The organism is Rhizobacter sp. (genome assembly GCF_031412495.1).
GTDB lineage: Bacteria > Pseudomonadota > Gammaproteobacteria > Burkholderiales > Burkholderiaceae_C > Schlegelella_A.
In genome coordinates this window covers 1-22,360 of the sequence record NZ_JANODC010000544.1, presented here as the reverse complement: position 1 = coordinate 22,360, position 22,360 = coordinate 1, and the positions used below count along the sequence as shown (strand labels likewise).

The following is a 22,360-nucleotide window of genomic DNA, read 5'->3' as shown; positions in this document are numbered from 1 at the left end:
CGGCGCTGGCGAGCAGGGCATCGACGCCGGCGCCCTTCGCAGCGAGGGCCGCGCGCCCCTGCAACGTGCCTGAGATCCTGCGGCTGGCATCGAGCGGCGGCAGCAGCGACTCCAGCCGGATGCCGCGCCAGGCGAGCCGGGCTTCGCCCGCAGGCACCGGCTCGCGCAGGTCGGCGCTGACGCTGCCGGTGGCATGCCCCCCGGCCAGCCCGAGGTCGAGCGAGGAGACGTCGAGCCGGCCGTCGAGCAGCTTCGCCTGCGCCGCCAGGCTCTGCACGACGGGAGCCTCGGCGACGCGAAGCCGCTTCGCCGCGTAGCTCAGCTCGGCGTCCCAGGTGCGGGCCTTCGACGCGCCATCCGGCGCACTGGCCGGCTGCGCCGGCACGGCCCGTGCGGCGACCGGGGCCGGGCGCACCGCCGAGGCCGCCCGGGCCGAGACCGGCGCCGCCCGGCCGGCCAGCCAGCTCAGGTCGGCGAAGTCGGCGGATTCGCTGCGCAGGTCGGCACGCAGGCGATGCCGCTGCTCCTCGCGCGACCAGGCAAGCGCGCCAGCGAGGTCGGTGGCTCCGACCTTGGCCTGCGCATCGGCGAGTGCGACGCGCCCGGGCTCGACGCTCAGCCGGCCGGTGGCGCGCAGCGCCTTCGGCGTACCGTGGCGGCTGCCGATCCAAGGCGCCAGGGTCGTCAGTGACCTGCCGGCGAGCTGCATGCGCGCATCGAGGCGCGTCTCGCGCAGGAGGTCGGCGGCGCGGCCGTCGAGCTCGATGCGCAGCCCTTCGATCTCGACGTGGCCACGCAGCGGAAACCAGAGGCCGCTTTTCAGCAGGCTGATGGCACCGCCGGCGAGCGTGCTGCCGCGATAGTCGACGCCGCGGTACGAGCCATCGAAATCGATCCGGTCCGGGAGCAGGGAATCGACGCCGGCGGCACCGGCAGGCGCCGCTTCGGCAGGGCTCGACCTGGCGCGCAGCGCCAGCCCGAGCTCCCGATGGAGGAACGTCAGCGACGTGCGTTGCGCCTCCAGCACCGCGAACCAGTAGTTGCCGCGGCCGCGATCGTCGGGCCGGCGCAGGCGCCAGTTGCGGCGGCCGTCCGGATGGCGCTCCAGGTTGACCTCGCCGTTCGTGAGGCGCACGCGGGAGACGACCCAGCGCCCTTCGCTGCGCTCGCCGGTGAACTCGAAGTCGACGGCATCGAAGACGGCGAAGGGCCGCTTCGTCTCGGCCCAGGGCGCGTTCTCGACGCGCACGCCGCGCAGGTGCACGCGCGGCGCGAAGCCGTCGCCGAAGCCGAGCCGCACGGCGTCGAAGTGGACCTCGCGGCCCGCCGTCGAGCTCAGGTAGCGCGAGGCGGCGGGCGCCAGCCACCACGGGTGCGCCGCCACCCCCACCAGGCAGAGCAGCACCAGCGCGAGAAGGATCCACGCGGCGACGCGCCCGCCCCGGCGGGCCCTGGGCGCCATCGCGTCGACGGGTGCGCTGGGGTCCTGGGGGGGCATCGCGGCATCGTAAGCGGCGGCCCGAAGTCGCGGTGTCGGAAGGGGCCGCGCGTGGGAAACCGGTAGCGCGGTTTGCAAGGCCGTCGGAGACGCCCTGACCGGCTCGGTGGACGACGCCGGTCCGGAGCGCAAGCCGCTGCGCTGAGGCCCGGGCGGCGCCGCCTCCGGCGTTAAGCTCCCGTCCGGTCGCCCGCAGCGGCGGCGCCGGAGTTTCGACGATGGGCGACGTCTTCATCAGCTATGCCAGCGCCGACCGCGAGCGGGCCCGCCTCGTCGCCGAGGCCCTGCGCCGGCGTGGCTGGTCGATCTGGTGGGATCGCGCCATCCCGCCGGGGCGGCAGTACGACGAGGTGATCGACGAGGCGCTGAGCGCCGCGCGCTGCGTCGTCGTGCTGTGGACGCAGGCCTCCACCGCCTCGAGCTGGGTCAAGAACGAAGCGTCCGAGGCGATGGAGCGCCGGGTCCTCATCCCGGCCGTGCTCGACCCCGGGCTCAAGATCCCCCTCGAGTTCCGCCGGGTCCAGGCGGCCGACCTCTCGCGCTGGAGCGGCGAGGCCTCGACGCCGGAGTTCGAGCTCTTCTGCGCCGCGATCGCGGGCATCGTGCCGCCGGGGCCGCCGGCGCCCGGACCCGGCCCGGCGCCGACACCGGTGCCCGCTCCGCCTCCTGCACCGCGGCCGCCGGCACCGCAGCCGCCGCCGGCGCCTCCCGCGCCTGCGCCGGCCCGAGGGCACGGCGTGCGCAACGTCCTCGTCGGCACCGCCGTGGTCGTGGCTGCCCTGGCCGCGATCGGCCTCTGGACCGAGACCGAAGGCGATGCACCAGGGCCGGCTCCCCTTCCCGTGCCGGCACCGTCGCCGCTGCAGGTCGCGGCCGCAACGCCGCTGCGCATGAACGTGGCCTGGCGCGACGAGGCCCTGCGTTACGCGGGAGCGCTGAGCTGGGATGGCAGGTCGAGCGTCGCGCAGCTATCGCTCAAGGTCGATGACGGGGCCACCGGCACGCCGCTGGGCACGCGCCAGCTCGAAGCGACAGTGCAGGGCGACGGCAATCGCGGCGTCATGTTCAGCACGGTGGTGCCTGTCGACGGTGACTCGCAGACCCGGGGCCCGCACACCCATCCGGTGAACCTGTTCTTCCAGGCGCAACCGGGAGGCGGCTGGGTGTTCGTCCGCAACTGCATGGCGGCGGGACGCTGCTGGGACGCGGGCTCCTGAACGTGTCGATGGCCGCGTCGGGTCAGGCTGCCGCGGCGCGACAGGCGTGTCGATTGCTGCAGCCCGTCACCCCGACGACGCTGTTTCCATGAGTCCCACGCCCTACGAGACCGCCGAGCCGACACGCGAAGAGATCGACGCGCTCGCCGGCCCGTGCCTGATCGAGTTCGGAACGCCGTGGTGCGGCTTCTGCCGGGCGGCGCAGCCGGCCATCGCCATCGCCATGGCAGCCCACCCGGCGGTGCGCCACCTGCGCATCGAGGACGGCAGCGGGCGCGGCCTCGGCCGCACGTTCGGCGTGAAGCTGTGGCCGACGCTGGTCTTCCTGCGCGGCGGGGCCGAGGCCGCGCGCCTGGTCCGGCCGCGCGAGCCGGCGCCGATCGAGCAGGCGCTGGCGGCGATCGACCCGGCGCCCTGAGCGCCGTCGCGGTCGTCGCGGCTCAGTCCGGCGTGCCGCCCGTCTTGTTCCGGTTCGTGCCCTGCCGGTTCGCGCTGTTGCGATTGCCCCAGCGACGATCCTGCTTCTCGGAGAAGTTGCGCGCCTTCTCGGCCTGGCGGTGCGTGAAGTTACGGACCGACTTGCCGACGGTGCGGGTGCGGTCGCCGAGGGTGGGGCCGCCGCCGGAGCCCCTGCGGTCGTCGACGCGGTCGGTGCGGGCCGACGGGCGATCCTGCGCTGCCGCGCGGTACTTGCTCAGCGCCTCCTCGCGGTTGCGCGCGCGGCGATCCTGGTCGGCGGCCGCGTCGAAGGTCTGCGCACCGGCGACGGTGCAGGTCGCCACCGTGGCGCAGGCGAGAATGAGTCGAGGCAGAAGTTTCATGAGAGGTCCCCTGACGATGAGAAGCATGGAAGCGCCGGTGGAGCGCCGTGCCGCAGTGTCAGCGCCGTGCCGGACCGGCGCAGTGGAACGAGGCCTGATGATCGTGGCCGACGCGGGCCCGTGGGCGCGTCGGAGTTGCCCTACCTGAACCCGTGCCCATGAAGATCGCCACCTTCAACGTCAACGGCATCACCGCCCGACTGCCCCGTCTCCTCGAGTGGCTGGCCGGATCCGCCCCCGACATCGCCTGCCTGCAGGAGCTGAAGACCTCCGACGAGACCTTTCCCGTCGACGCGCTGCGCGAGGCCGGCTACAGCGCCGTCTGGCATGGGCAGAAGGGCTTCAACGGCGTCGCCATCCTGGCCCGGGGCGGCGGGCTGCGGGAGCGACGGCGCGGCCTGCCCGGCGATCCGGACGACACGCACAGCCGCTACATCGAGGCCGAGGCGCACGGCGTCGTCGTCGCCTCGATCTACCTGCCCAACGGCAACCCGCAGCCGGGGCCGAAGTTCGACTACAAGCTGGCCTGGTTCGACCGCCTGCGCGAGCACGCCGCCAGCCTGATCGGCGATACGCGGACCGTGGTGCTCGCCGGCGACTACAACGTCGTCGCCACGGACGAGGTCGGCGACATCTACTCGCCGCGCTCGTACAAGGACGACGCCCTGCTCCAGCCGGAGAGTCGCGCCGCCTGGCGGCGCGTGCTCGAGCAGGGCTGGACCGACGCCATCGACTCGCTCCACCACGGCGAGCCGATCTACACCTACTGGGATTACTTCCGCAACCGCTTCGCCCGCAACTCGGGCCTGCGCATCGACCACCTGCTGCTCAACGCGGCGGCGGCGGCCCGCCTCGAGCAGGCCGGCGTCGACCGCGAGGTGCGCGCGCGCGAGAAGCCGAGCGACCACGCGCCGACCTGGATCCTGCTGCGCGACTGAGGCGGCGCCGCGTCATCCCGCGGCGGCAGCGGCGAGGACCCCGGCCGCCTCGAGGCATTGCGCCCGGGTCACGTCGCGATGGGTGAGGACGCGGACCCGGCGAGCGCCCAGGGCATTGACGAGGACGCCGCCGGCGCGGGCGGCGGCCACGACCGCCGCGGCATCGGGCGCGCCGGCGGCGAGGTCGAACACGACGATGTTCGTCTGCACCGTGGCGAGGTCGAGCTCGATGCCGGGCCCCTGCGCCAGCCGCGTGCCGATCAGGCGCGCGTTCTCGTGGTCGGCGGCGAGATCGGGCAGGTGATGGTCGAGCGCATGGGTGCCGGCAGCGGCGAAGATGCCGACCTGGCGCATCGCGCCGCCGAGCATGCGGCGGTGCCGGACGGCGCGCCCGATCAGGTCGCGACTGCCGGCGAGCAGCGAGCCGCCCGGCGCGCCGAGGCCCTTCGACAGCGACACGGCGACGAGATCGAACGGGGCGGCGAGGGCATCGACCGCCAGGCCGCTCGCGACGGCCGCGTTCCAGAGCCGGGCCCCGTCGAGGAAGGTGGCGATGCCGAGCCGTCGTGCCGCGGCGCAGACGGCGTCGGCCGCGGCCTGCGGGAAGACGAGGCCGCCGCCGCGGTTGTGCGTGTTCTCGATCTCGACCAGCGTCGTCGGTGGGTAGATCCCGTGCTCGCGCGGCTTCACGGCGGCGAGGAAGTCGTCGGCGTCGAAGGTTCCGTCGCTGCCGGCTTCGGTGAACTGCACGCCGGCGTTGGCCGCCGAGCCGCCCGTCTCGTGCCACACGGCATGGCTCTCGCGGCCCACGATCACGTCGTCGCCGGGCCGGGTGAGCACGCGCAGCGCGACCTGGTTGGCCATCGTCCCGCTCGGCAGCCAGAGCGCCGCTTCCTTGCCGAGCAGGCCGGCGACGCGCGCCTGCAGCGCGTTGACGCTCGGGTCCTCGCCGTACTGGTCGTCGCCGACGGAAGCGGCGGCCATGGCCTGGCGCATCGCGGCGGAAGGGCGGGTGACGGTGTCGGAGCGCAGGTCGATCATGCCGAGGGTCCAGGTGGGGAGGGCAAGCGGGAAGGCCCGATCGCGCGAGCCCGCAGTCCATGATGCCGGTTCCGTCGCCGCTGGGCAGGCCCCCGTTCGGCGGGGCGAGGACGCGGCCGGCTGCTCGGCCCCTGACAATCGCTTCCTCCGCGACTGCCGCCCCGACTTCCCTTGTCCACCGATCCCGTCCACGACCCGCGCCCGAGGAGCGTACCGGTTCGCCTGCCCCTGCCCGAACTGCCGGCCACGGACCCGGTGAAATGCCTGCTCGTCGACGACAACGACGAGAACCTGCTCGTCCTCGCCGCCCTGCTCCGCCGCCCCGGGCTGGAGCTGCTCCTCGCCCGCTCCGGGCCCGAAGCCCTCGAGCTGCTGCAGCAGCACGAGGTGGCGCTCGCCTTGCTCGACGTGCACATGCCCGACATGGACGGCTTCGAGCTCGCCGAGCGCATGCGCAGCAGCGAGCGGACGCGGCACGTGCCGATCATCTTCGTCACCGCCGGCGAGCACGACCAGCGCCGTGTCTTCAAGGGCTACGACAGCGGCGCCGTCGACTTCCTGCACAAGCCGATCGAGCCGCGCGTCCTCATCAACAAGGCCGAGGTGTTCTTCCAGCTGCACCGGCAGAAGCAGCAGCTCGCCCAGCAGCTGCTGGAACGGACCGAGACGCTGCGCCTCAGCGAGATGCTGATGGCGATGCTCGGCCACGACCTGCGCGGGCCGCTCAGCGCGGTGCTGATGTCGGCGATGGTGCTCGAGCGGCGCGCCGAGACCGACGCCACGCGCGAGGCGGCAGGCCGCATCGTGCAGACCGGCAAGCGCATGAGCCGGATGATCGGCGACCTGCTCGACCTGGCTCGGGCCCGCCTGGCCGGCGGCATCGCCGTGCAGCGCCAGCCGCTCGACCTCGGCGCGATGCTGCAGCGCCTCGGCCACGAGAGCCGGAGCGCCTGGCCCGGGCGCGTGATCGAGTGGCAGCAGAGCGGTGACGGCCAGGGCGAATGGGATGCCGACCGGCTGGCGCAAGTGGCTTCGAACCTGATCGGCAACGCCCTTCGCCATGGCGACCCGGACCGGCCGGTACGGGTCAGCCTCGACGGCAGCGCGGGGTCGGTGGCGGTGCTGTCGGTGACCAATGCCGGCACCATTCCTGCCGACGTCCGCCCGCACATCTTCGATCCGTTCCGCAGCGGCCGGACGCAGGCCGGCGTCGACGCAGGGCTCGGCATCGGCCTCTACATCGTGCAGCAGATCGTGCTTGCGCACGGCGGCCGGGTCGACGTCGAGTCGGAGCCGGGGCGCGACACGGTGTTCCGCGTCGCCCTGCCGCGCGGGCCGGCCGCGCCTCAGACGTAGGGGCGCAGGTAGGGGCCGGTCCGGCTGTCGGCGGCGGCGGCGACGGCGCGCGGGCTGCCGCTCGCGACGATGCGCCCGCCTTCGTCACCGGCGCCCGGACCGATGTCGACGACCCAGTCGCTGCCGGCCACGACCCTCATGTCGTGCTCGACGACGATGACCGTGTTGCCGGCATCGACGAGGCCGTGCAGCTGCACCAGGAGCTTGTCGACGTCGTCGGCGTGCAGGCCGGTGGTCGGCTCGTCGAGGACGTAGAGCGTCTGCCCGCGCTGCGCCCGCTGCAGCTCGGTGGCGAGCTTGATGCGCTGCGCCTCGCCGCCGGAGAGCTCGGTCGCCGGCTGGCCGAGGCGGAGGTAGCCGAGGCCGATCTCGCCCAGCAGCTCGAGCGGGCGGCGCACGCTCGCCTCGCCGGCGAAGAACGCCGCCGCCTCGTCGACGGTCATGCGCAGCACGTCGGCGATGCTGCGGCCGTTCCATTCGATCGCCAGCGTCGCCTCGTTGTAGCGGGCGCCGTGGCAGGCCGGGCACGGCGCGTAGACGCTGGGCATGAAAAGCATCTCGACGCTGACGAAGCCCTCGCCTTCGCAGGTCGGGCAGCGGCCCTTGGCGACGTTGAAGGAGAAGCGCCCGGCGTCGTAGCGACGCGCCCGAGCCGCCTTCGTCGCGGCGAAGAGCTTGCGCACGTGAACGAACACCCCCGTGTAGGTGGCGAGGTTCGAGCGCGGCGTGCGGCCGATCGGCTTCTGGTCGACCCGGACCAGGCGGCGGAGCCGGTCCATCCCCGAAGCGATCTCGCCACGCGTCTCCTCCGCGACGGTCGGCTCGTGCGCCTCGCCGTCGTCCTCGCCCGGCGCGGGCTCGTGACCGAGGTGGGCACAGACCAGCTCGACCAGAGCCTGGCTGATCAGGCTCGACTTGCCCGACCCCGACACGCCGGTCACCGACGTGAAGACGCCGAGCGGAAAACGGGCGTCGAGATCCTTCAGGTTGTTACGCGTCACGCCGCGCAGCTCGAGCCAGCCGCCCGGCTCGCGCCCCACTCGACCGGGCGCGGCCTTCGGTGCGAACAGGTGCGCCGCGGTGCGCGAAGCAGCCACGTCCTTCAGCCCTGCCGGCGGGCCGCTGTACAGGACCTCGCCGCCCTGCTCTCCGGCCGCCGGGCCCACATCGACGAGCCAGTCGGCGCGTCGCATCATGTCGAGGTCGTGCTCGACCACGAAGACCGAGTTGCCCGAGTGCCTGAGGGCATCGAGGGCGAGCAGGAGGGCTTCGCCGTCCGCCGGGTGCAGGCCGGCGGTGGGCTCGTCGAGGACGTAGACGACGCCGAACAGGTTGGAGCGGATCTGGGTCGCCAGGCGCAGCCGCTGCAGCTCGCCGGGCGACAGCGTCGGCGTGCTGCGGTCGAGCGAGAGGTAGCCGAGGCCGAGCGCCTGCAGGGTGGCGATGCGCGCGGTGATGTCGGCGGTCAGGCGCTGCGCGGCGATGCGCTTTTCCTCCGACAGGTTGGGCGTGCGGCGGACGTCGGCGGCGCCGGCGTGCGACGAGCCGCCGGCAGCGACGCGCCGGGCCGTGTCGCGCCTGGCCTCGACCCGGCTCAGGGTCGCGCCGTCCGTGCCTTCGTCGACGCCCGCATCCGCGAAGCGGCCGGCCGCTGCCGGTGCGAGCAGGGCCCCGGCCCGGTCGAGCGACATGCGCGACAGGGTGCCGATGTCGACGCCGGCGAAGGTGACGGCCAGCGCCTCGGCCTTGAGCCGCTTGCCGGCGCACGCCGGGCACGCGCTGCCGACCATGAAGCGGGCCACCCGCTTCTTCATGAGGGCGCTCTGCGTCGTCGCGAAGGTGTGCAGCACGTAGCGGCGCGCGCCCGTGAACGTGCCGTGGTAGCTCGGCTCGGTCTTGCGGCGCAGCGCGGCGCGCGTCTCGGCCGGCGTGAAGCCGGCGTAGACCGGGACCGTGGGCTGCTCGTCGGTGAAGAGGATCCAGTCGCGCACCTTCTTCCGCAGCTCGCGACACGGCGTGTCGACGTCGTGGCCGAGGCTTACCTCGTTGTCGCGCAGGTACTGCCCGTGCCAGGCCGGTGGCCAGGCGGCGATCGCCCGCTCGCGGATGGTGAGCGACGGGTCGGGGACGAGCGACTGCTCGGTCACCGCGTACACGCGGCCGAGCCCGTGGCAGTTCGGGCACGCGCCCTGCGTCGTGTTCGGCGAGAAGTCCTCGGCGTAGAGCATCGGCTGGCGCGGCGGGTAGGTCCCGGCCCGCGAATAGAGCATGCGGACCAGGCTCGACAGGGTCGTGACGCTGCCGACGGACGAGCGCCCGCTCGGCGTGCCGCGCTGCTGCTTCAGCGCCACCGCCGGCGGCAGGCCCTCGATGGAGTCGACCTGCGGCACGCCGACCTGGTCGATCAGGCGACGCACGTACGGCGCCACCGACTCGAAGTAGCGCCGCTGCGCTTCCGCGAACAGCGTGCCGAAGGCGAGCGACGACTTGCCGGAGCCGGAGACGCCGCAGAACACCACCAGCGCGTCGCGCGGGATGTCGACGTCGACGTTTTTCAGGTTGTGCTCGCGCGCGCCGCGCACGCGAACGAAGCGGGAGCGCGGGTTCGGCACGGCCGAACGATGCGGCAGGCGGCCGAGCTCGTAAAGCCACGGGACGCAGCGACACGGCAAAGTCCTACGAGAATGGCCCGATGTTGCGATCCGCTCCGCGCCTGCCCACGCCACCCGAGGCGCTGCTCCAGCTGATGTTCGAGCAGGCGCCCGGCTTCATCGCCGTTCTCGAGGGGCCGCAGCACTGCTTCAAGCTGGTCAATCCGGCCTACGACCGGCTCACCGGGGGGCGCGACGTCATCGGCAAGCCGGTCGCCGAGGCCCTGCCCGAGACCGTCGCCCAGGGCTTCACCGGCATCCTGGATCGGGTCTTTGCGAGCGGCGAGCCTTTCGTCGGCCGCCGCATCCCGGTCCGCCTGCACCGCAGCGAAGCACCGGAGGCCGAACAGCGCTGGCTCGACTTCGTCTACCAGCCCGTGCTCGGCCACGACGGCCGGACGCTCGGAATCTTCGTCGAAGGCAACGACGTGACCGAGCACGTCGAGTCCGAACAGCAGGTCGCCATCCAAAGCGAGCGTCGCGACGCGCAGCGCCGGGTCTTCGAGACCGTGCTCTCCTCGATCGAGGACTTCGCCTACGTGTTCGACAGCGGGCACCGCTTCACCTACGCCAACAAGCCCCTGCTCGACCTGCTCGGCATGCCCCTCGAGGCCGTGGTCGGAAAGACCCTCTTCGAGCTGCCGTACCCGGCCGAGACGGCGGCGCGGCTGCACCGTGAAATCGGCCAGGTGATCGAGACTCGGACCCAGGTCCGCGGCGAGACCTTCTACGAAAGCCCGACCGGACAGAAGGGCTGGTTCGAGTACATCTTCAACCCGGTGCCCGATGCCGACGGCACGGTGAAGGTCGTCGTCGGCTCGACGCGCAACATCAGCGCCCGCACCGAAGCCGAGGCACGCCTGGCGCGGCTCAACGACTCCGAGCGTGCGGCGCGCGCGGAGGTCGAGCGCGCGGCCCGCCTGAAGGACGAGTTCCTCGCCACCCTCAGCCACGAGCTGCGGACGCCGCTCAACGCCATCCTCGGCTGGTCGGAGCTGCTGCGCAGCGGCCGCCTCGAGGGCGAGGCGGTGGTCGAGGCCGCCGAGCGCATCGTGCGCAGTGCCCGGGCCCAGGCGCAGCTGATCGCCGACCTGCTCGACATGAACGGCGTGATGTCGGGCAAGGTGCGGCTCGAGATCCAGCGCGTGCCGCTGGCGCGGCCCCTCACGGCCGCGATCGAGGCGGTGAAGATGGATGCGGCGAAAAAGCGCGTGGCCCTGCACGGGCCGGCCACGGCGCCCTCCTTCCTCATCGACTGCGATCCGTCCCGGCTGCAGCAGGTGCTGTGGAACCTGCTGGCCAACGCCGTCAAGTTCACGCCCGCCGGCGGCAGCGTGAGCATCGAGGCGTGGGCCGACGCCGGCCAGGCCACGGTCACCGTCAGCGACACCGGCATCGGCATCAAGGCCGAGTTCCTGCCGCGCATGTTCCAGCGCTTCTCGCAGGCCGACAGCTCGCCCACGCGCCGCCACGGCGGCCTCGGCCTCGGCTTGTCCATCACCCGGAGCCTGCTCGAGATGCACGGCGGCGGCATCGAGGCGCACAGCGACGGCCCGGGCAAGGGCGCGGTGTTCACCGTGCGCCTGCCCCTGCACCATGCCCGCGTGCCGGAGCCGGCGCTCTCGGCCTGGGGTGAACTGGGCAGCAACGTCCTGCCGCAACGCGACGAGGCACCGACGCTGCGCGGCGCGCGGGTCCTCGTCGTCGACGACGACGACGAAGGGCTGGAGGTCGTGGCTTCGGTGCTGCGCCAGTACGGCGCGATCGTCTCTACGGCACGCGATGCCGACGAAGCGCTCGCCCAGCTGAAGCGCGAGGTCCCGATGCTGATGCTGTGCGACATCGGCCTGCCGCACGTCGACGGCTACGAGCTGCTGCGGCGCGTGCGCGAGACGAGCGGGGTGCCGGTGATCGCCCTCACCGCATTCGCCCGCCCCGAAGACAGCCGCCAGGCGCTCGCCGGCGGTTTCGTCGCCTACCTGGCCAAGCCCGCGGAGCCGGCGCACATCGTGGCGACCTGCGCCGGCTTGCTCGGCCGCCTTGGCGCCGCCCGCCCGGCGTAGGGCCGGTCGACAACAGCGCCCACGCCGGCGCGTGATCGCTCGCGTCTTCCATGCCGCGCAGCTCGCGGTCGACGCCGGCATCGGCCAGCCTCGCGGCGAGGTCCTTGCTCAGCAGGAGGTGATCGATGCGCAGGCCCGCGTCGCGGGCCCAGCGGTTGCGCTTGTAGTCCCAGAAGGTGTAGATCCGGTCCGTCGGGTGGCACGTGCGCAGCGCATCGGTCCAGCCCTGGTCGAGCAGCTCGCGATAGGCGGCGCGCGGCTCCGGCTGGAGCAGCGCGTTGGCCAGCCAGGACGCGGGCGAGTAGATGTCGTCGTCGGTCGGCACGACGTTGAAGTCGCCGGCCAGCACCACCGGATGGCCGCTCGACCACAGCGACGCCGCGTGCGCGTTCAGCCGCTCGAACCAGGCCAGCTTGTAGTCGAACTTGGGGCCCGGCTGCGGGTTGCCGTTCGGCAGGTAGATCGAGGCCACCACGACCCCCGCCACCGCCGCCTCGATGTAGCGGGCCTGCTTGTCGGCGGCATCGCCGGGCAGGGCGCGGCGGACGAGCACCGGCTCGGCGCCGCGCGCGAGCAGCGCCACGCCGTTCCACGTGCGCTGGCCGGCGCACACCGAGCCGTAGCCCGCCGCGGCGATGGCGTCGCGCGGGAATTCGGCCCCCGTGACCTTCAGCTCCTGCAGCGCGACGACGTCCGGCCGCGTCGCCTCGAGCCAGGCGAGCAGGAGCGGCAGCCGGCGCTGGACGTTGTTGATGTTCCAGGTAGCGATGCGCATGGCGGACACCTTACGCCTCGGCGGCTCGTCCGGCGGCCAGAATGGCGCCCATGACGATGGGAAATGTCGGCAGTGATGAAGCACCCGGGGGAGAACGCCATGAAGATCCGTGAAATCGCCAGCGGCCTGCAGTTTCCCGAAGGGCCGGTCGCTCTCGACGACGGCTCGATCCTGCTCGTCGAGATCGCCCGCGGCACGCTCAGCCGGGTCACGCCCGACGGCACCGTGCGCGTCGTCGCCGACCTCGGCGGCGGGCCGAACGGCGCGGCGATCGGGCCGGACGGCGCCGTCTACGTGTGCAACAACGGCGGCTTTCGCTGGCAGACCGAGTTCGACGGCTGCCACCGACCGATCGGCCAGGCCGACGACTACTCCGGCGGCCGCATCGAGCGCGTCGACCTGGCCACGGGCCGCTTCGAGCGCATGTACGACAGCGTCGACGGACTCGCCCTGCGCGGCCCGAACGACATCGTCTTCGACGCGCACGGCGGCTTCTACTTCACCGACCTCGGCAAGGTGCGCCCAACCGAGATGGACCGCGGCGGCGTCTTCTACGGCCGCAGCGACGGCAGCGCCGCCAGCGTCATCGCCCGTCCGGTGCTCACGCCGAACGGCATCGCCCTCTCGCCCGACGGGCAGACGCTCTACTACGCCGAGACCGAGGGCGCGCGCCTGTGGGCCTTCGACCTCGCCGGGCCCGGCCAGGCACGGCACGACCCCTGGCCGTCGCCGCACGGCGGGCGCATGGTCGCTGCCTGCCCGGGTGGCCACTACCAGCGCTTCGATTCGATGGCGGTCGACGCCTTCGGCAACGTCTGCATCGCGACCCTGATCCACGGCGGCATCACCGTCATCTCGCCCGACGGCCGGACGGCGAGCCACGTGCCCTTGCCCGACCGCTTCACCACCAACCTCTGCTTCGGCGGCAAGGACCGGCGCACGGCCTACGTGACGCTGTCGGGCAGCGGCCGACTCGTCGCAATCGACGACTGGCCGGTGCCCGGCCTGGCCCTGATCCACGGCGTCTGACCCCGCCGATGGACAGCCTGCTCGCCTTCAGCCACGGAGCGCCGGTCTCGAGCGTCCTGCTCGCCGCGATCCTGGTCGCGAGCGTGCTGGGGCTGACGGCGGCCCCGGCCATGATCGAGCGGAGCCTCTTTCGGCCCCACTGGCTCGTGCGGCGGCGCGAGTACGCGACCCTCGTAAGCAGCGGCTTCGTCCACGCCGACTACGCGCACCTGCTCTTCAACGCCTTCACGTTCTGGGCCTTCGCCTTCGGCCTCGAGCGCGAGATCGGCAGCGGCCGCTTCCTCGCTCTCTACGTGATCGGCCTGCTGGCGAGCGACGCCGGCACGTGGATCAAGCACCGCCACGACCCCGCCTACGCGACGCTCGGCGCGTCCGGCGCCATCCTGGCGGTGCTGTTCGCCTCGATCCTCCACTTCCCGACCTCTTCGATCTTCATCCTGCCGATCCCGGTGCCCATCCCGGCGCCGCTGTTCGCCCTCGCCTACCTCGCCTACACCTGGTATTCGTCGCGGCGCGGCAAGGGCCGGATCAACCACGACGCGCATCTCTCGGGCGCCGTCGCCGGCGTGGCCTTCGTCGCCCTCACCGACTTCGGCGCCGTGCAGCGCGCCGTGCGCGCCTTCACGGGCGGCGCCGGCTGAAGAAGGCAGTGAGCGCATGACGACGCCGCGGCTCAAGGTCGGCCAGCCGATCACCCCCGAGCAGTTCGACGAGCTGAGCGACGAGCAGCTGTCGCGCCTCGTGCCGCACGCCTACCGCGAGTTCTTCCCCGGCAAGGACTTCTGCGCCGACGGCGCGTTCTACCTGCACGACGGCAACGCCTGGAGCTTCTACAAGGCCGGCTTCGTCGACGACTGAGCAGACATGGCGACGAATGCAGAGCGGATCGGCATCGAGGTCGGCGACGGCGAGCGCGTGTCGGCGTTGCTGACGACGCCGGCGGGCGCCACCGCACTGGTCGTCCTGGCGCACGGGGCCGGCGCCGGGATGGCGCACTCGTTCATGACCGCGACGGCCGAAGGCCTCGCCGAACGCGGCATCGCCACGTTGCGCTACCAGTTCCCGTTCATGGAGCGCGGCTCGAAGCGGCCCGACGCGCCGAAGGTCGCGCACGCCGCGGTGCGCGCCGCGGTGGCCGAGGCGGCGCGCCGCTGCCCCGGCATGCCGCTGGTGGCCGGCGGCAAGTCCTTCGGCGGCCGGATGACGTCGCAGGCGCAGGCCGCGGCCGCGCTGCCGGGCGTCGTCGGCCTCGCGTTCCTGGGCTTCCCCCTGCACCCGGCCGGCAAGCCGTCGATCGAGCGCGCCGGGCACCTCGATGCGGTCGGCCTGCCGATGCTGTTCCTGCAGGGCACGCGCGACGAGCTTGCCGAGCTGGCGCTGCTGCAGCCGGTGCTGGCACGGCTGGGTCGTCGCGCGACGCTGCACCTCGTCGACGATGCCGACCACGCGTTCCACGTGCGCGCCCGGTCGGGGCGGAGCGATGCCCAGGCCCTCGCCGAGATGCTCGACATACTCGCCGCCTGGACACGGGGACTCGAATGACGGGCAAGGCGCAGACACAGATCGAGACAGACGCGGAGGCGCGGGCACTCTGGCGGCGCGCCGAGCGGACCATCGCTCAGGCCGAGCTGCAGCGCGGCGCGGCCTCGACCAGCCCGGTCCGCCGCTACCTCGACCCGGAGCGGCATCGACTCGAGGTCGCCGCGCTGCGCCGGCTGCCGCACGCCGTCGGCCCGGCCGCGCGCCTCGCCGCCCCCGGCGACTGGCTGACCGCCGAGCTGCTCGACGTGCCCATCCTCGTCACGCGCGGCGACGACGGCGTGGTGCGGGCCTTCGTCAACGTCTGCCGGCACCGGGGCGCGATCGTGGCGGCGAGCCCGGCCTGCGGCGCCGCCCGCAGCCGCTTCGTCTGCCCGTACCACAGCTGGACCTACGACGCCCGCGGCGCGCTGGTCGGCCGCCCGCACGAGGCCGACTTCCCGCACGTGCCGCGGGCCTCGGCGTCGCTCGTGCCGCTGCCGGTGGCCCTGCGCTGCGGACTGGTCTGGGTCGTCCCGGAACAGACTCCGGCGTTCGACTGGGCCGCCTACTTCGGGCCGATGGCGGACACGCTGGAGGGGCTCGGCTACGACGACGCCAGCGCCAGCCCGCACGAGCGGCGCTTCGTGCAGCCGTCGAACTGGAAGCTCGTGCTCGACGCCAACCTCGAAAGCCTGCACTTCCAGTACGCGCACCGCGACACGATCGCGCACCTCTTTCACGACAACCTGGTGCAGCAGGAGTCGTTCGGCCGGCACCAGCGCATCGTCCTGCCCAAGCGCTCGCTCACGGCCGCGGCAGGCGACCCCGACTGGGAACTGCTCGGCCGGCACAGCAACATCATCCATTTCTTCTTTCCCGGCACCTTCCTGCTCTGGGAGGGCGACCACGTCAACGGCTTCTGCGTCACGCCGGTCAGCCCCGCCAGTTGCACCACGGCCAGCTGGATGCTCGTTCCCGCGCCCGGCCATGCACGGCGCTCCGCGGAGCACTGGAGCCGCAACTGGACCATCTTCTGGGACGCCATCGACGAGGACTTCGCCCTCGCCGCATCGATGCAGCGAGGCCTCGCCAGCGGCGCCAACACGGCCCTGAACTTCGGCACCGGCGAGTTCGCCTGCGACCTGTTCGAGCGCGCCATCGACGAGCTGGTGGCCGGCGACTGAGGGCGCTCGAGGGGGTCCGCACTGGCGACAACCCCGACGCCGCAGCCGCCGGGGCGTTGCAGAATGGCCCGCAACCACAACGCCGTGCCGGATGCAGGCCCCTGCCTGCGCTCCGGTGCCTTCCCTGGAGACACCATGACCCGTCTGACCTCGCGCATCGGCATCCTTCTGGCCGGCCTGGCCTTCGCCTGCACCGCCCTGGCCCAGAACATCTCCATCGCCACCGGCGGCACCGGCGGCGTCTACTACCCGATGGGCGGCGGCATCGCGGCCGTGCTCTCGAAGCACGTTCCGGGCATGCAGGCCACGGCCGAGGTCACCGGCGGCTCGGTCGACAACCTGAAGCTGATCGGCAGCGGCAAGCCCTACATCGGCCTGGCCATGGCCGACGCGAGCCAGGACGCGCTCAAGGGCGAAGACAAGTTCAAGGGCAACAAGGTGCCGCTGAAGACGCTGATGGTGCTGTACCCGAACCGCATGCACGTCGTGAGCGTGGAAGGCCGCGGCGTCACCAAGATGGCCGACCTGAAAGGCAAGCGGGTCTCGACCGGGTCGCCGGGCAGCGCCACCGAGGTGATGGCCTTTCGCGTGATCGAGGCCGCCGGCCTCGACAAGGACAGCGACATGAAGCGCGAGCGGCTCGGCGTCGCCGAGTCGGTGAACGCCATCAAGGACGGCAAGATCGACGCCTTCTTCTGGGTCGGCGGCCTGCCGACCGCGGCCGTGACCGATCTTGCCAACACGCCGAACACGAAGGTGAAGATGATCGATCACGCCGACGTGGTGCCGGCAATGAACAAGAAGTACGGCAACCTGTACGTGCAGGACACCATCCCCAAGGACACCTACAAGGGCATGGACGCCGACAACAAGCAGGCGACGGTGCAGAACATCCTCGTCACGCACGAGAGCATGGACGAGAAGACGGCCTACAACATCGTCAAGACCATCTTCGACAAGCGCGACGACATCATCGCGGTGCACAAGGAAGCGACCAACTTCAAGCTCGAGAGCCAGAAGGCCTCGGCGACGCCGATCCCCTTCCACCCCGGGGCCCTGAAGTACTTCGCGGAGAAGGGCGTCAAGGTCAACTAGCGCGCCGCGCAGGCCCGCGTCATCGAAGCCGAAGCCGGCCCGGTCGTTCGGGCCCAGGCGCCCGCCGTCAGCGATGAAGCGCTGCGGCGGGCCGAGCACTTCATCGAGGAAGAAGAGGGCGCCGCCAACAAGCTGCACGGCTGGGTCGGCGGCTTCGTGCGCCTGACCGCCTTCGTCATGGCGTCGTTCCACCTCTACACCGCCTACGCGATCGTGCCGACGCAGACGCTGCGCCCGGTCCACGTCGCCTTCGTGCTGTTCCTCTGCTTCCTGGTCTTCCCGGTGGCGCGCCGCTTCCGGCACCGCGTCATGTGGTGGGACTGGCTGGCCGCGGCGCTGGCGGTGGCGATCGTCGTCTATGCGATCCAGGGCGGCGACGACTTCACCGACCGCAACACCTCGCCCAACCCGTGGGACATCGCCTTCGGCGCCGGCCTGATCCTGCTCGTGCTCGAGGCGATGCGGCGCACCACGGGCTGGGTCATGCCGGTCATCACCACCTGCTTCCTGCTCTACGCCCTGAGCGGCCCGTTCCTGCCGGCGCCGTGGACGCACAAGGGCTACGAGATCGGCCGCCTGGTCGGCGTGATGTACATGACGCTGGAAGGCATCTTCGGCGTCGCCATCGACGTCGCCTCGTCGCTGATCATCCTGTTCACCATCTACGGCGCCTTCCTGCAGTACTCGGGAGCGGGCAAGTTCTACATCGACTTCTCCTTCTCGGCGATGGGCGGCAAGCCGACCGGCGCCGGCCGCACGGTGGTGCTGGCGTCCTTCCTGCTCGGCGGGCCCTCGGGGTCGGGGGTGGCGACGACGGTGACGCTCGGCGCCGTCGCCTACCCCATGCTCGAGAAGGTGGGCTACGAGAAGAACGCGGCCGGCGGCCTGCTCGCCGCCGGCGGCCTCGGCGCCATCATCTCGCCGCCGGTGCTCGGGGCCGCGGCCTTCCTGATCGCCGAGTTCCTGAAGATCTCGTACCTTGACGTGCTCCTGATGGCGGTGATCCCGACCGTCCTGTTCTACCTGGCGCTGTTCTTCATGGTCGAGCTCGACGCCCGCAAGTACGGCATGCGCGAGGTCGCCTTCGAGAAGGTCGACTCGGTCTGGAACCTGACCCGCAGGTACTGGTTCCACTTCCTGTCGCTGTTCTCGATCATCTTCTTCATGATGTGGGGGTTCTCGCCGGTGCTCTCGGTGTTCTGGGCCACCGTCGTGGCCTTCGCGACGAGCTTCCTGCGCCGCGACACCGCCCTCATCGACTACGACTTCTTCCGCGGCCGGGGTTCGGCCCGGGACCACCTGCTCAAGTCGAAGTTCAGCCAGGCCATGGAAGGCGGCGCGCTCGGCATGCTCAACGTCGGCGCGACCTGCGCCGGCGCCGGGATCATCGTCGGCGTCGTGACGCTGACCGGGCTCGGCCTCAAGTTCAGCTCGATCGTCATCGACTATGCGGGCGGGTCGCTGCTGCTGACGGCGATCTTCACCTCGCTGGTGGTCTGGATCGTCGGCCTCGCCGTGCCGGTGACGGCGTCGTACATCATCTGCGCGGTCATCGCCGCACCGGCGCTCACCAAGCTCGGGGTGCCCGACTTCGCCGCGCACATGTTCATCTTCTACTACGCGGTGCTGTCGGAGGTGTCGCCGCCGACCGCGCTGTCGCCGTTCGCGGCGGCGGCGATCACCGGCGGCGACCCGTACAAGACGACGCTGCAGTCGTGGAAGTACACGGTCCCGGCGTTCCTGCTCCCGTTCATGTTCGTGCTCAGCCCCGAAGGCCAGGGCCTGCTGCTGATGGGTTCGACCAAGGCCCTGGCGGCGGCGCCTGTCTGGCCGATCGTCGAGGTGACGCTGACGGCCGCCGTCGGCATCGCCGCGCTCGCCGCCGGCTTCCAGGGCTGGGCCCTGCGCAAGGCGACGGTGCTCGAGCGAACCCTGTTCATCGCCGCCGGCTTTGCGCTCGTCTACCCGGGACGGGCCGCTGACCTTATCGGCTTCGCCCTCATCGCGCTGGCGCTCGCCATCCAGCACTTCCACCAGCCAGCCCTGCGCCACTGAGGCCCGGGCGCGGTGTAGGCTGCCCGCATGGACGCACCTCTCCCGCTCGATCCGGCGCTCGAACGCCGGGTCGTCGCCGAGACTCGCTGCTGGCTCGAGCACGTCGTCATCGGCCTGAACCTGTGCCCGTTCGCGAAGGCGGTGGTGGCGCGGGGCCAGGTGCGCTTCGCGGTGACGGCGTCGGCCGACGAGGCCGCGCTGCGGGCGAGCCTGCGCGACGAGTTGTCCCTGCTCGCCGCCGCCGACCCGGCCGAGATCGACACCACGCTGCTGATCTTCCCGCACGCCCTGCCCGATTTCGACGACTACAACGACTTCCTCGACGAAGCCGACGCGCTGCTCGGCGAGATGGTCCTGGACGGCGTGATCCAGGTCGCGAGCTTCCACCCGGACTACCGCTTCGCCGGCACCGAGCCGGACGACGTGACGAACGCCACCAGCCGGTCGCCCTGGCCGATGCTCCACCTGCTGCGCGAGGCCAGCGTCGAGCGCGCGGTGGACGCCGTTCCCGACACCGAGGCGATCGTCGAGGCCAACATGCGCACGCTCCGTGCCCTCGGCAAGGACGGCTGGGAAGCGCTGCGCCGCCGCTGCCGGGAAGACGCGTCCTAGAACCTGTCGACGCCGGGGAGGACCCACCGCGGCGGGCGCTTCGTTTGCCCGTTCCAGCGCATGCCCACCGCAACCGGCGCCGTCCGCATCGGCATTTCCGGCTGGCGCTACCCGCCGTGGCGGGGCGTGTTCTACCCGCCGAAGCTGGCGCAGCGGCGCGAGCTGGCGTTCGCGTCGCGCATGCTGCCGTCGATCGAGATCAACGGCTCGTTCTATTCGCTGCAGCGACCGGAGCAGTACGGCGCCTGGTACGAGGACACGCCCGACGGCTTCGTCTTCGCGATCAAGGGCTCGCGCTACATCACCCACATGCTGAAGCTGAAGGAGGTACGCGCGCCCCTGGCCAACTTCTTCGCCTCCGGCGTCCTGCGCCTGCGCGAGAAGACCGGGCCGTTCCTGTGGCAGTTCCCGCCGCAGCTGGGCTATCAGCCCGAACGCTTCGATGCCTTCTTCTCCATGCTGCCGCGCGACACGGCCGCGGCGCTGGCGCTGGCGCGCGAGCACGACGGGCGCCTGGAGGGACGCGCCTGGCTCGAGATCGACCGACGCCGGCCGCTCCGCCACGCGGTCGAGATCCGCCACCCGAGCTTCGTCGACCCGGGCTTCATCGCCCTGCTGCGCAAGCACCGCATCGCACTCGTCGTCGCCGACACCGCCGGCCGCTGGCCGCTGCTCGAGGACCTGACCGCCGACTTCGTGTACCTGCGCCTGCACGGCGACGCCGAGCTGTACGCGAGCGGCTACAGCGACGCCGCGCTCGACCGCTGGACCGAGCGGATCGACGCCTGGCGCCGCGGCACGCAGGTCGCCGACGCCCGCCTCGCCTCGCCGCGCTCGGCGCGGCCGCGGCTCCGGCGCGACGTCTTCTGCTACTTCGACAACGACGTCAAGGTGCACGCCCCGTACGACGCCGCGCACCTCGCGGCGCGGCTCGGCGTGCCGACCGGTCTGGACGCGAACGAGCGCTTTGTGCCGCCCGAGGGGCTGGAGCCGCCGCGGCCGAAGTCGCCGGCATTCAGGCCGAGCCGAGCCACACTCCAGGCATGACATCACTTCGCGCCAGTACATCGCGGAGCCGACACTCGCGTTCCGCCCAACTGCTCCGGCTCCCGCCGCCGAGCTCGACGCATCGGCCGAACTGATCAGAGGCGCGCTCGCCATTGCTGCCCACCGTGACGACCAGCCGTAGCGAATCGAACGATCCGGATCCTCACGCGGCGCTTCTGCCTTCCTCCCGCACCGCCGCCCTTTCCATGTCCTTCAGCATGCGTTCGAGGCGGTCCTTGAGCTTCTCGGTCGAGAGCTTCTCGCGGAAGCGCTCGACCATCAGCGGCAGGGCGAACGGGCTCGGCACCTCCAGATCCACATAGGCCACCTTCTGCCGGCGCATCCGCGCCAGCACCTCGGCGAGGCGCTTGATGTCGAGCTCCTGGCTCAGCACCTCGCTCTGGGCCTGGGTCAGCAGCATGTTGGCCGCGTCGTACTTGCGGAAGACCTCGTAGAACAGGGTGCTCGACGCCTGCAGCTGCCGCGTGCTCTTCGGCTGCCCGGGGTAGCCGGTCGAGATCAGCCCGGAGACGCGAGCGATCTCGCGAAAGCGCCGCCGCGCCAGCTCGCTCGAGTTCAGGCTGGCGAGCACGTCCTGTAGCAGGTCGCCTTCCTCGAACAGGCTCTTGTCGCGCAGCGACCCGGTATCGACCGGCAGTGCGCTCAGCAGCTCAAGGCCGTAGTCGTTGATCGAGATGCTGAAGGTGTTGGGCGCGTCGCGGGCCAGCCGCCAGGCGAGCAGGCTGCCGAGGCCGATGTGCGCGTTGCGGCCGGCGAACGGGTAGAGGAACAGGTGCCGGCCCTCGCGCGACTGCAGCCGCTCGATGAGCAGCAGCTTCGGTGTCGGCAGGCGCGACAGGTGCGCCTGCGTCTCCAGCATCGGCCGCGCCGCCTCGAGCTCGGGCTCCGAGAAATCGCCCTGCGCGGCACCGGCCAGGACCTCGAGCACAGCGTCGGCCAGCTCGCTCGACAGCGGCATCTTCGCCCCGGCCCAGCTGATCATCGCCGCCTTCTTGCTCGCGTTGCGTTTCACGTACGCCGTCATTTCCTCGGCGCGCACGAACTCGAGGTTGCGGCCCGCGAAGATGAAGCAGTCGCCCTTGCGAAGGCGGGCGACGAAGCCCTCCTCGACAGTGCCGATGCGCCCGCCCGAGAGGTACTTCACCTGCATCGACGAGTCGCTGACGATGGTGCCGACGCCGAGCTTGTGGCGGCGCGCGACGGCGCGGTCGGGCACGCGAAAGACGCCGTCGATCTCGACGACGCGGTGGTACTCCGGGTAGGCGGTGAGGCTCGAGCCGCCCTTGACGACGAAGTCGAGCGCCCACTGGAACTCGGCCGGCGTCAGCCTGCGGTAGGCCCAGGCCTGGCGGACTTCGTCGTAGAGATCGGCCGCGACGAAGCCGCCGCCGAGGGCGACGGTCACGAGGTGCTGGACGAGGACGTCGAAGGGCTTG

19 protein-coding genes and 1 pseudogene are annotated in these 22,360 nt (G+C 71.9%); 14 read left to right on the top strand and 6 right to left on the bottom strand.

What is annotated here, in order from left to right; translation table 11 throughout:
• The coding region (locus AC30N0_RS20225) for an AsmA family protein (RefSeq protein ID WP_489519672.1) at window positions 1-1,498 on the bottom strand (1,498 nt) is incomplete at its 3' end.
• Window positions 1,499-1,716: 218 nt separating this feature from the next.
• Here AC30N0_RS20225 and AC30N0_RS20220 point away from each other — a divergent pair.
• Entirely contained in the window at window positions 1,717-2,715 is a 999-nt protein-coding gene (locus AC30N0_RS20220; protein WP_489519671.1) for a toll/interleukin-1 receptor domain-containing protein, read from the top strand.
• Window positions 2,716-2,803: 88 nt separating this feature from the next.
• Entirely contained in the window at window positions 2,804-3,133 is a 330-nt protein-coding gene (locus AC30N0_RS20215) for a thioredoxin family protein (protein WP_489519670.1), read from the top strand.
• 22 nt (window positions 3,134-3,155) lie between these two features.
• Here the strand turns inward: AC30N0_RS20215 and AC30N0_RS20210 are convergent, their stop codons facing one another.
• Entirely contained in the window at window positions 3,156-3,536 is a 381-nt protein-coding gene (locus AC30N0_RS20210) for a hypothetical protein (RefSeq protein ID WP_489519669.1), read from the bottom strand.
• Window positions 3,537-3,694: 158 nt separating this feature from the next.
• On the opposite strand from AC30N0_RS20210, the gene xth (AC30N0_RS20205) reads away from it, so the two are divergent.
• On the top strand, window positions 3,695-4,474 hold the full coding sequence (gene xth, locus AC30N0_RS20205; protein ID WP_489519668.1) for an exodeoxyribonuclease III: 780 nt from the start codon (window positions 3,695-3,697) through the stop codon (window positions 4,472-4,474).
• A gap of 12 nt (window positions 4,475-4,486) precedes the next feature.
• On the opposite strand, the gene AC30N0_RS20200 is transcribed toward xth (AC30N0_RS20205), so the two are convergent.
• Window positions 4,487-5,515 (bottom strand): threonine aldolase family protein, encoded by a 1,029-nt coding sequence (locus tag AC30N0_RS20200; RefSeq protein WP_489519667.1) that lies wholly within the window; start codon window positions 5,513-5,515, stop codon window positions 4,487-4,489.
• 255 nt (window positions 5,516-5,770) lie between these two features.
• Here AC30N0_RS20200 and AC30N0_RS20195 point away from each other — a divergent pair, with 255 nt between their 5' ends.
• Window positions 5,771-6,871, top strand: a complete 1,101-nt coding sequence (locus AC30N0_RS20195) for a hybrid sensor histidine kinase/response regulator (RefSeq protein WP_489519666.1) — start codon at window positions 5,771-5,773, stop codon at window positions 6,869-6,871.
• Here the strand turns inward: AC30N0_RS20195 and AC30N0_RS20190 are convergent.
• Complete coding sequence (locus AC30N0_RS20190) at window positions 6,862-9,483, bottom strand: excinuclease ABC subunit UvrA (RefSeq protein WP_489519665.1); 2,622 nt, start codon at window positions 9,481-9,483, stop codon at window positions 6,862-6,864. The genes AC30N0_RS20195 and AC30N0_RS20190 overlap by 10 nt on opposite strands.
• 80 nt (window positions 9,484-9,563) lie before the next feature.
• On the opposite strand from AC30N0_RS20190, the pseudogene AC30N0_RS20185 reads away from it, so the two are divergent.
• A pseudogene (locus AC30N0_RS20185) lies at window positions 9,564-11,480 on the top strand (PAS domain-containing hybrid sensor histidine kinase/response regulator); the annotation flags it as partial.
• On the opposite strand, the gene xth (AC30N0_RS20180) reads toward AC30N0_RS20185, so the two are convergent.
• Window positions 11,440-12,360: an exodeoxyribonuclease III gene (gene xth / locus AC30N0_RS20180; protein ID WP_489519664.1), complete on the bottom strand. Its 921-nt coding sequence runs from the start codon at window positions 12,358-12,360 to the stop codon at window positions 11,440-11,442. The pseudogene AC30N0_RS20185 and the gene xth (AC30N0_RS20180) overlap by 41 nt on opposite strands.
• 99 nt (window positions 12,361-12,459) lie before the next feature.
• Here xth (AC30N0_RS20180) and AC30N0_RS20175 point away from each other — a divergent pair, with 99 nt between their 5' ends.
• The 9 genes from AC30N0_RS20175 to AC30N0_RS20135 all read left to right on the top strand — a co-directional run bounded on the left by AC30N0_RS20175 (window position 12,460) and on the right by AC30N0_RS20135 (window position 20,903).
• Complete coding sequence (locus AC30N0_RS20175; RefSeq protein WP_489519663.1) at window positions 12,460-13,389, top strand: SMP-30/gluconolactonase/LRE family protein; 930 nt, start codon at window positions 12,460-12,462, stop codon at window positions 13,387-13,389.
• Window positions 13,390-13,397: 8 nt separating this feature from the next.
• Window positions 13,398-14,030, top strand: a complete 633-nt coding sequence (locus tag AC30N0_RS20170; RefSeq protein WP_489519662.1) for a rhomboid family intramembrane serine protease — start codon at window positions 13,398-13,400, stop codon at window positions 14,028-14,030.
• A 16-nt stretch (window positions 14,031-14,046) separates the two neighbouring features.
• Complete coding sequence (locus AC30N0_RS20165; RefSeq protein ID WP_489519661.1) at window positions 14,047-14,247, top strand: hypothetical protein; 201 nt, start codon at window positions 14,047-14,049, stop codon at window positions 14,245-14,247.
• 6 nt (window positions 14,248-14,253) lie between these two features.
• Window positions 14,254-14,931 (top strand): alpha/beta hydrolase family protein, encoded by a 678-nt coding sequence (locus AC30N0_RS20160; protein ID WP_489519660.1) that lies wholly within the window; start codon window positions 14,254-14,256, stop codon window positions 14,929-14,931.
• Entirely contained in the window at window positions 14,928-16,094 is a 1,167-nt protein-coding gene (locus AC30N0_RS20155) for an aromatic ring-hydroxylating oxygenase subunit alpha (RefSeq protein ID WP_489519659.1), read from the top strand. Before AC30N0_RS20160 ends, AC30N0_RS20155 begins: the two co-directional genes overlap by 4 nt.
• A gap of 135 nt (window positions 16,095-16,229) precedes the next feature.
• Window positions 16,230-17,189: a TAXI family TRAP transporter solute-binding subunit gene (locus AC30N0_RS20150; RefSeq protein ID WP_489519658.1), complete on the top strand. Its 960-nt coding sequence runs from the start codon at window positions 16,230-16,232 to the stop codon at window positions 17,187-17,189.
• A gap of 156 nt (window positions 17,190-17,345) precedes the next feature.
• A complete protein-coding gene (locus tag AC30N0_RS20145; protein WP_489519657.1) occupies window positions 17,346-19,244 on the top strand; it encodes a TRAP transporter permease in 1,899 nt (632 codons plus the stop codon).
• A gap of 27 nt (window positions 19,245-19,271) precedes the next feature.
• Complete coding sequence (locus AC30N0_RS20140; RefSeq protein ID WP_489519656.1) at window positions 19,272-19,856, top strand: DUF1415 domain-containing protein; 585 nt, start codon at window positions 19,272-19,274, stop codon at window positions 19,854-19,856.
• Between the two features lie 60 nt (window positions 19,857-19,916).
• Complete coding sequence (locus AC30N0_RS20135) at window positions 19,917-20,903, top strand: DUF72 domain-containing protein (protein ID WP_489519655.1); 987 nt, start codon at window positions 19,917-19,919, stop codon at window positions 20,901-20,903.
• A gap of 163 nt (window positions 20,904-21,066) precedes the next feature.
• On the opposite strand, the gene AC30N0_RS20130 is transcribed toward AC30N0_RS20135, so the two are convergent.
• On the bottom strand, window positions 21,067-22,360 hold a 1,294-nt coding region (locus AC30N0_RS20130; RefSeq protein WP_489519654.1), incomplete at its 5' end, for a DEAD/DEAH box helicase family protein.

Coding starts and splice junctions, on each gene's coding strand:
- AC30N0_RS20175 (WP_489519663.1), top strand. CDS start 12,460: ATGAAGATCCGTGAAATCGCCAGCGGCCTGCAGTTTCCCGAAGGGCCG.
- AC30N0_RS20210 (WP_489519669.1), bottom strand. CDS start 3,536: ATGAAACTTCTGCCTCGACTCATTCTCGCCTGCGCCACGGTGGCGACC.
- AC30N0_RS20155 (WP_489519659.1), top strand. CDS start 14,928: ATGACGGGCAAGGCGCAGACACAGATCGAGACAGACGCGGAGGCGCGG.
- AC30N0_RS20150 (WP_489519658.1), top strand. CDS start 16,230: ATGACCCGTCTGACCTCGCGCATCGGCATCCTTCTGGCCGGCCTGGCC.
- AC30N0_RS20170 (WP_489519662.1), top strand. CDS start 13,398: ATGGACAGCCTGCTCGCCTTCAGCCACGGAGCGCCGGTCTCGAGCGTC.
- xth (WP_489519668.1), top strand. CDS start 3,695: ATGAAGATCGCCACCTTCAACGTCAACGGCATCACCGCCCGACTGCCC.
- AC30N0_RS20140 (WP_489519656.1), top strand. CDS start 19,272: ATGGACGCACCTCTCCCGCTCGATCCGGCGCTCGAACGCCGGGTCGTC.
- AC30N0_RS20220 (WP_489519671.1), top strand. CDS start 1,717: ATGGGCGACGTCTTCATCAGCTATGCCAGCGCCGACCGCGAGCGGGCC.
- AC30N0_RS20160 (WP_489519660.1), top strand. CDS start 14,254: ATGGCGACGAATGCAGAGCGGATCGGCATCGAGGTCGGCGACGGCGAG.
- xth (WP_489519664.1), bottom strand. CDS start 12,360: ATGCGCATCGCTACCTGGAACATCAACAACGTCCAGCGCCGGCTGCCG.
- AC30N0_RS20215 (WP_489519670.1), top strand. CDS start 2,804: ATGAGTCCCACGCCCTACGAGACCGCCGAGCCGACACGCGAAGAGATC.
- AC30N0_RS20200 (WP_489519667.1), bottom strand. CDS start 5,515: ATGATCGACCTGCGCTCCGACACCGTCACCCGCCCTTCCGCCGCGATG.
- AC30N0_RS20135 (WP_489519655.1), top strand. CDS start 19,917: ATGCCCACCGCAACCGGCGCCGTCCGCATCGGCATTTCCGGCTGGCGC.
- AC30N0_RS20165 (WP_489519661.1), top strand. CDS start 14,047: ATGACGACGCCGCGGCTCAAGGTCGGCCAGCCGATCACCCCCGAGCAG.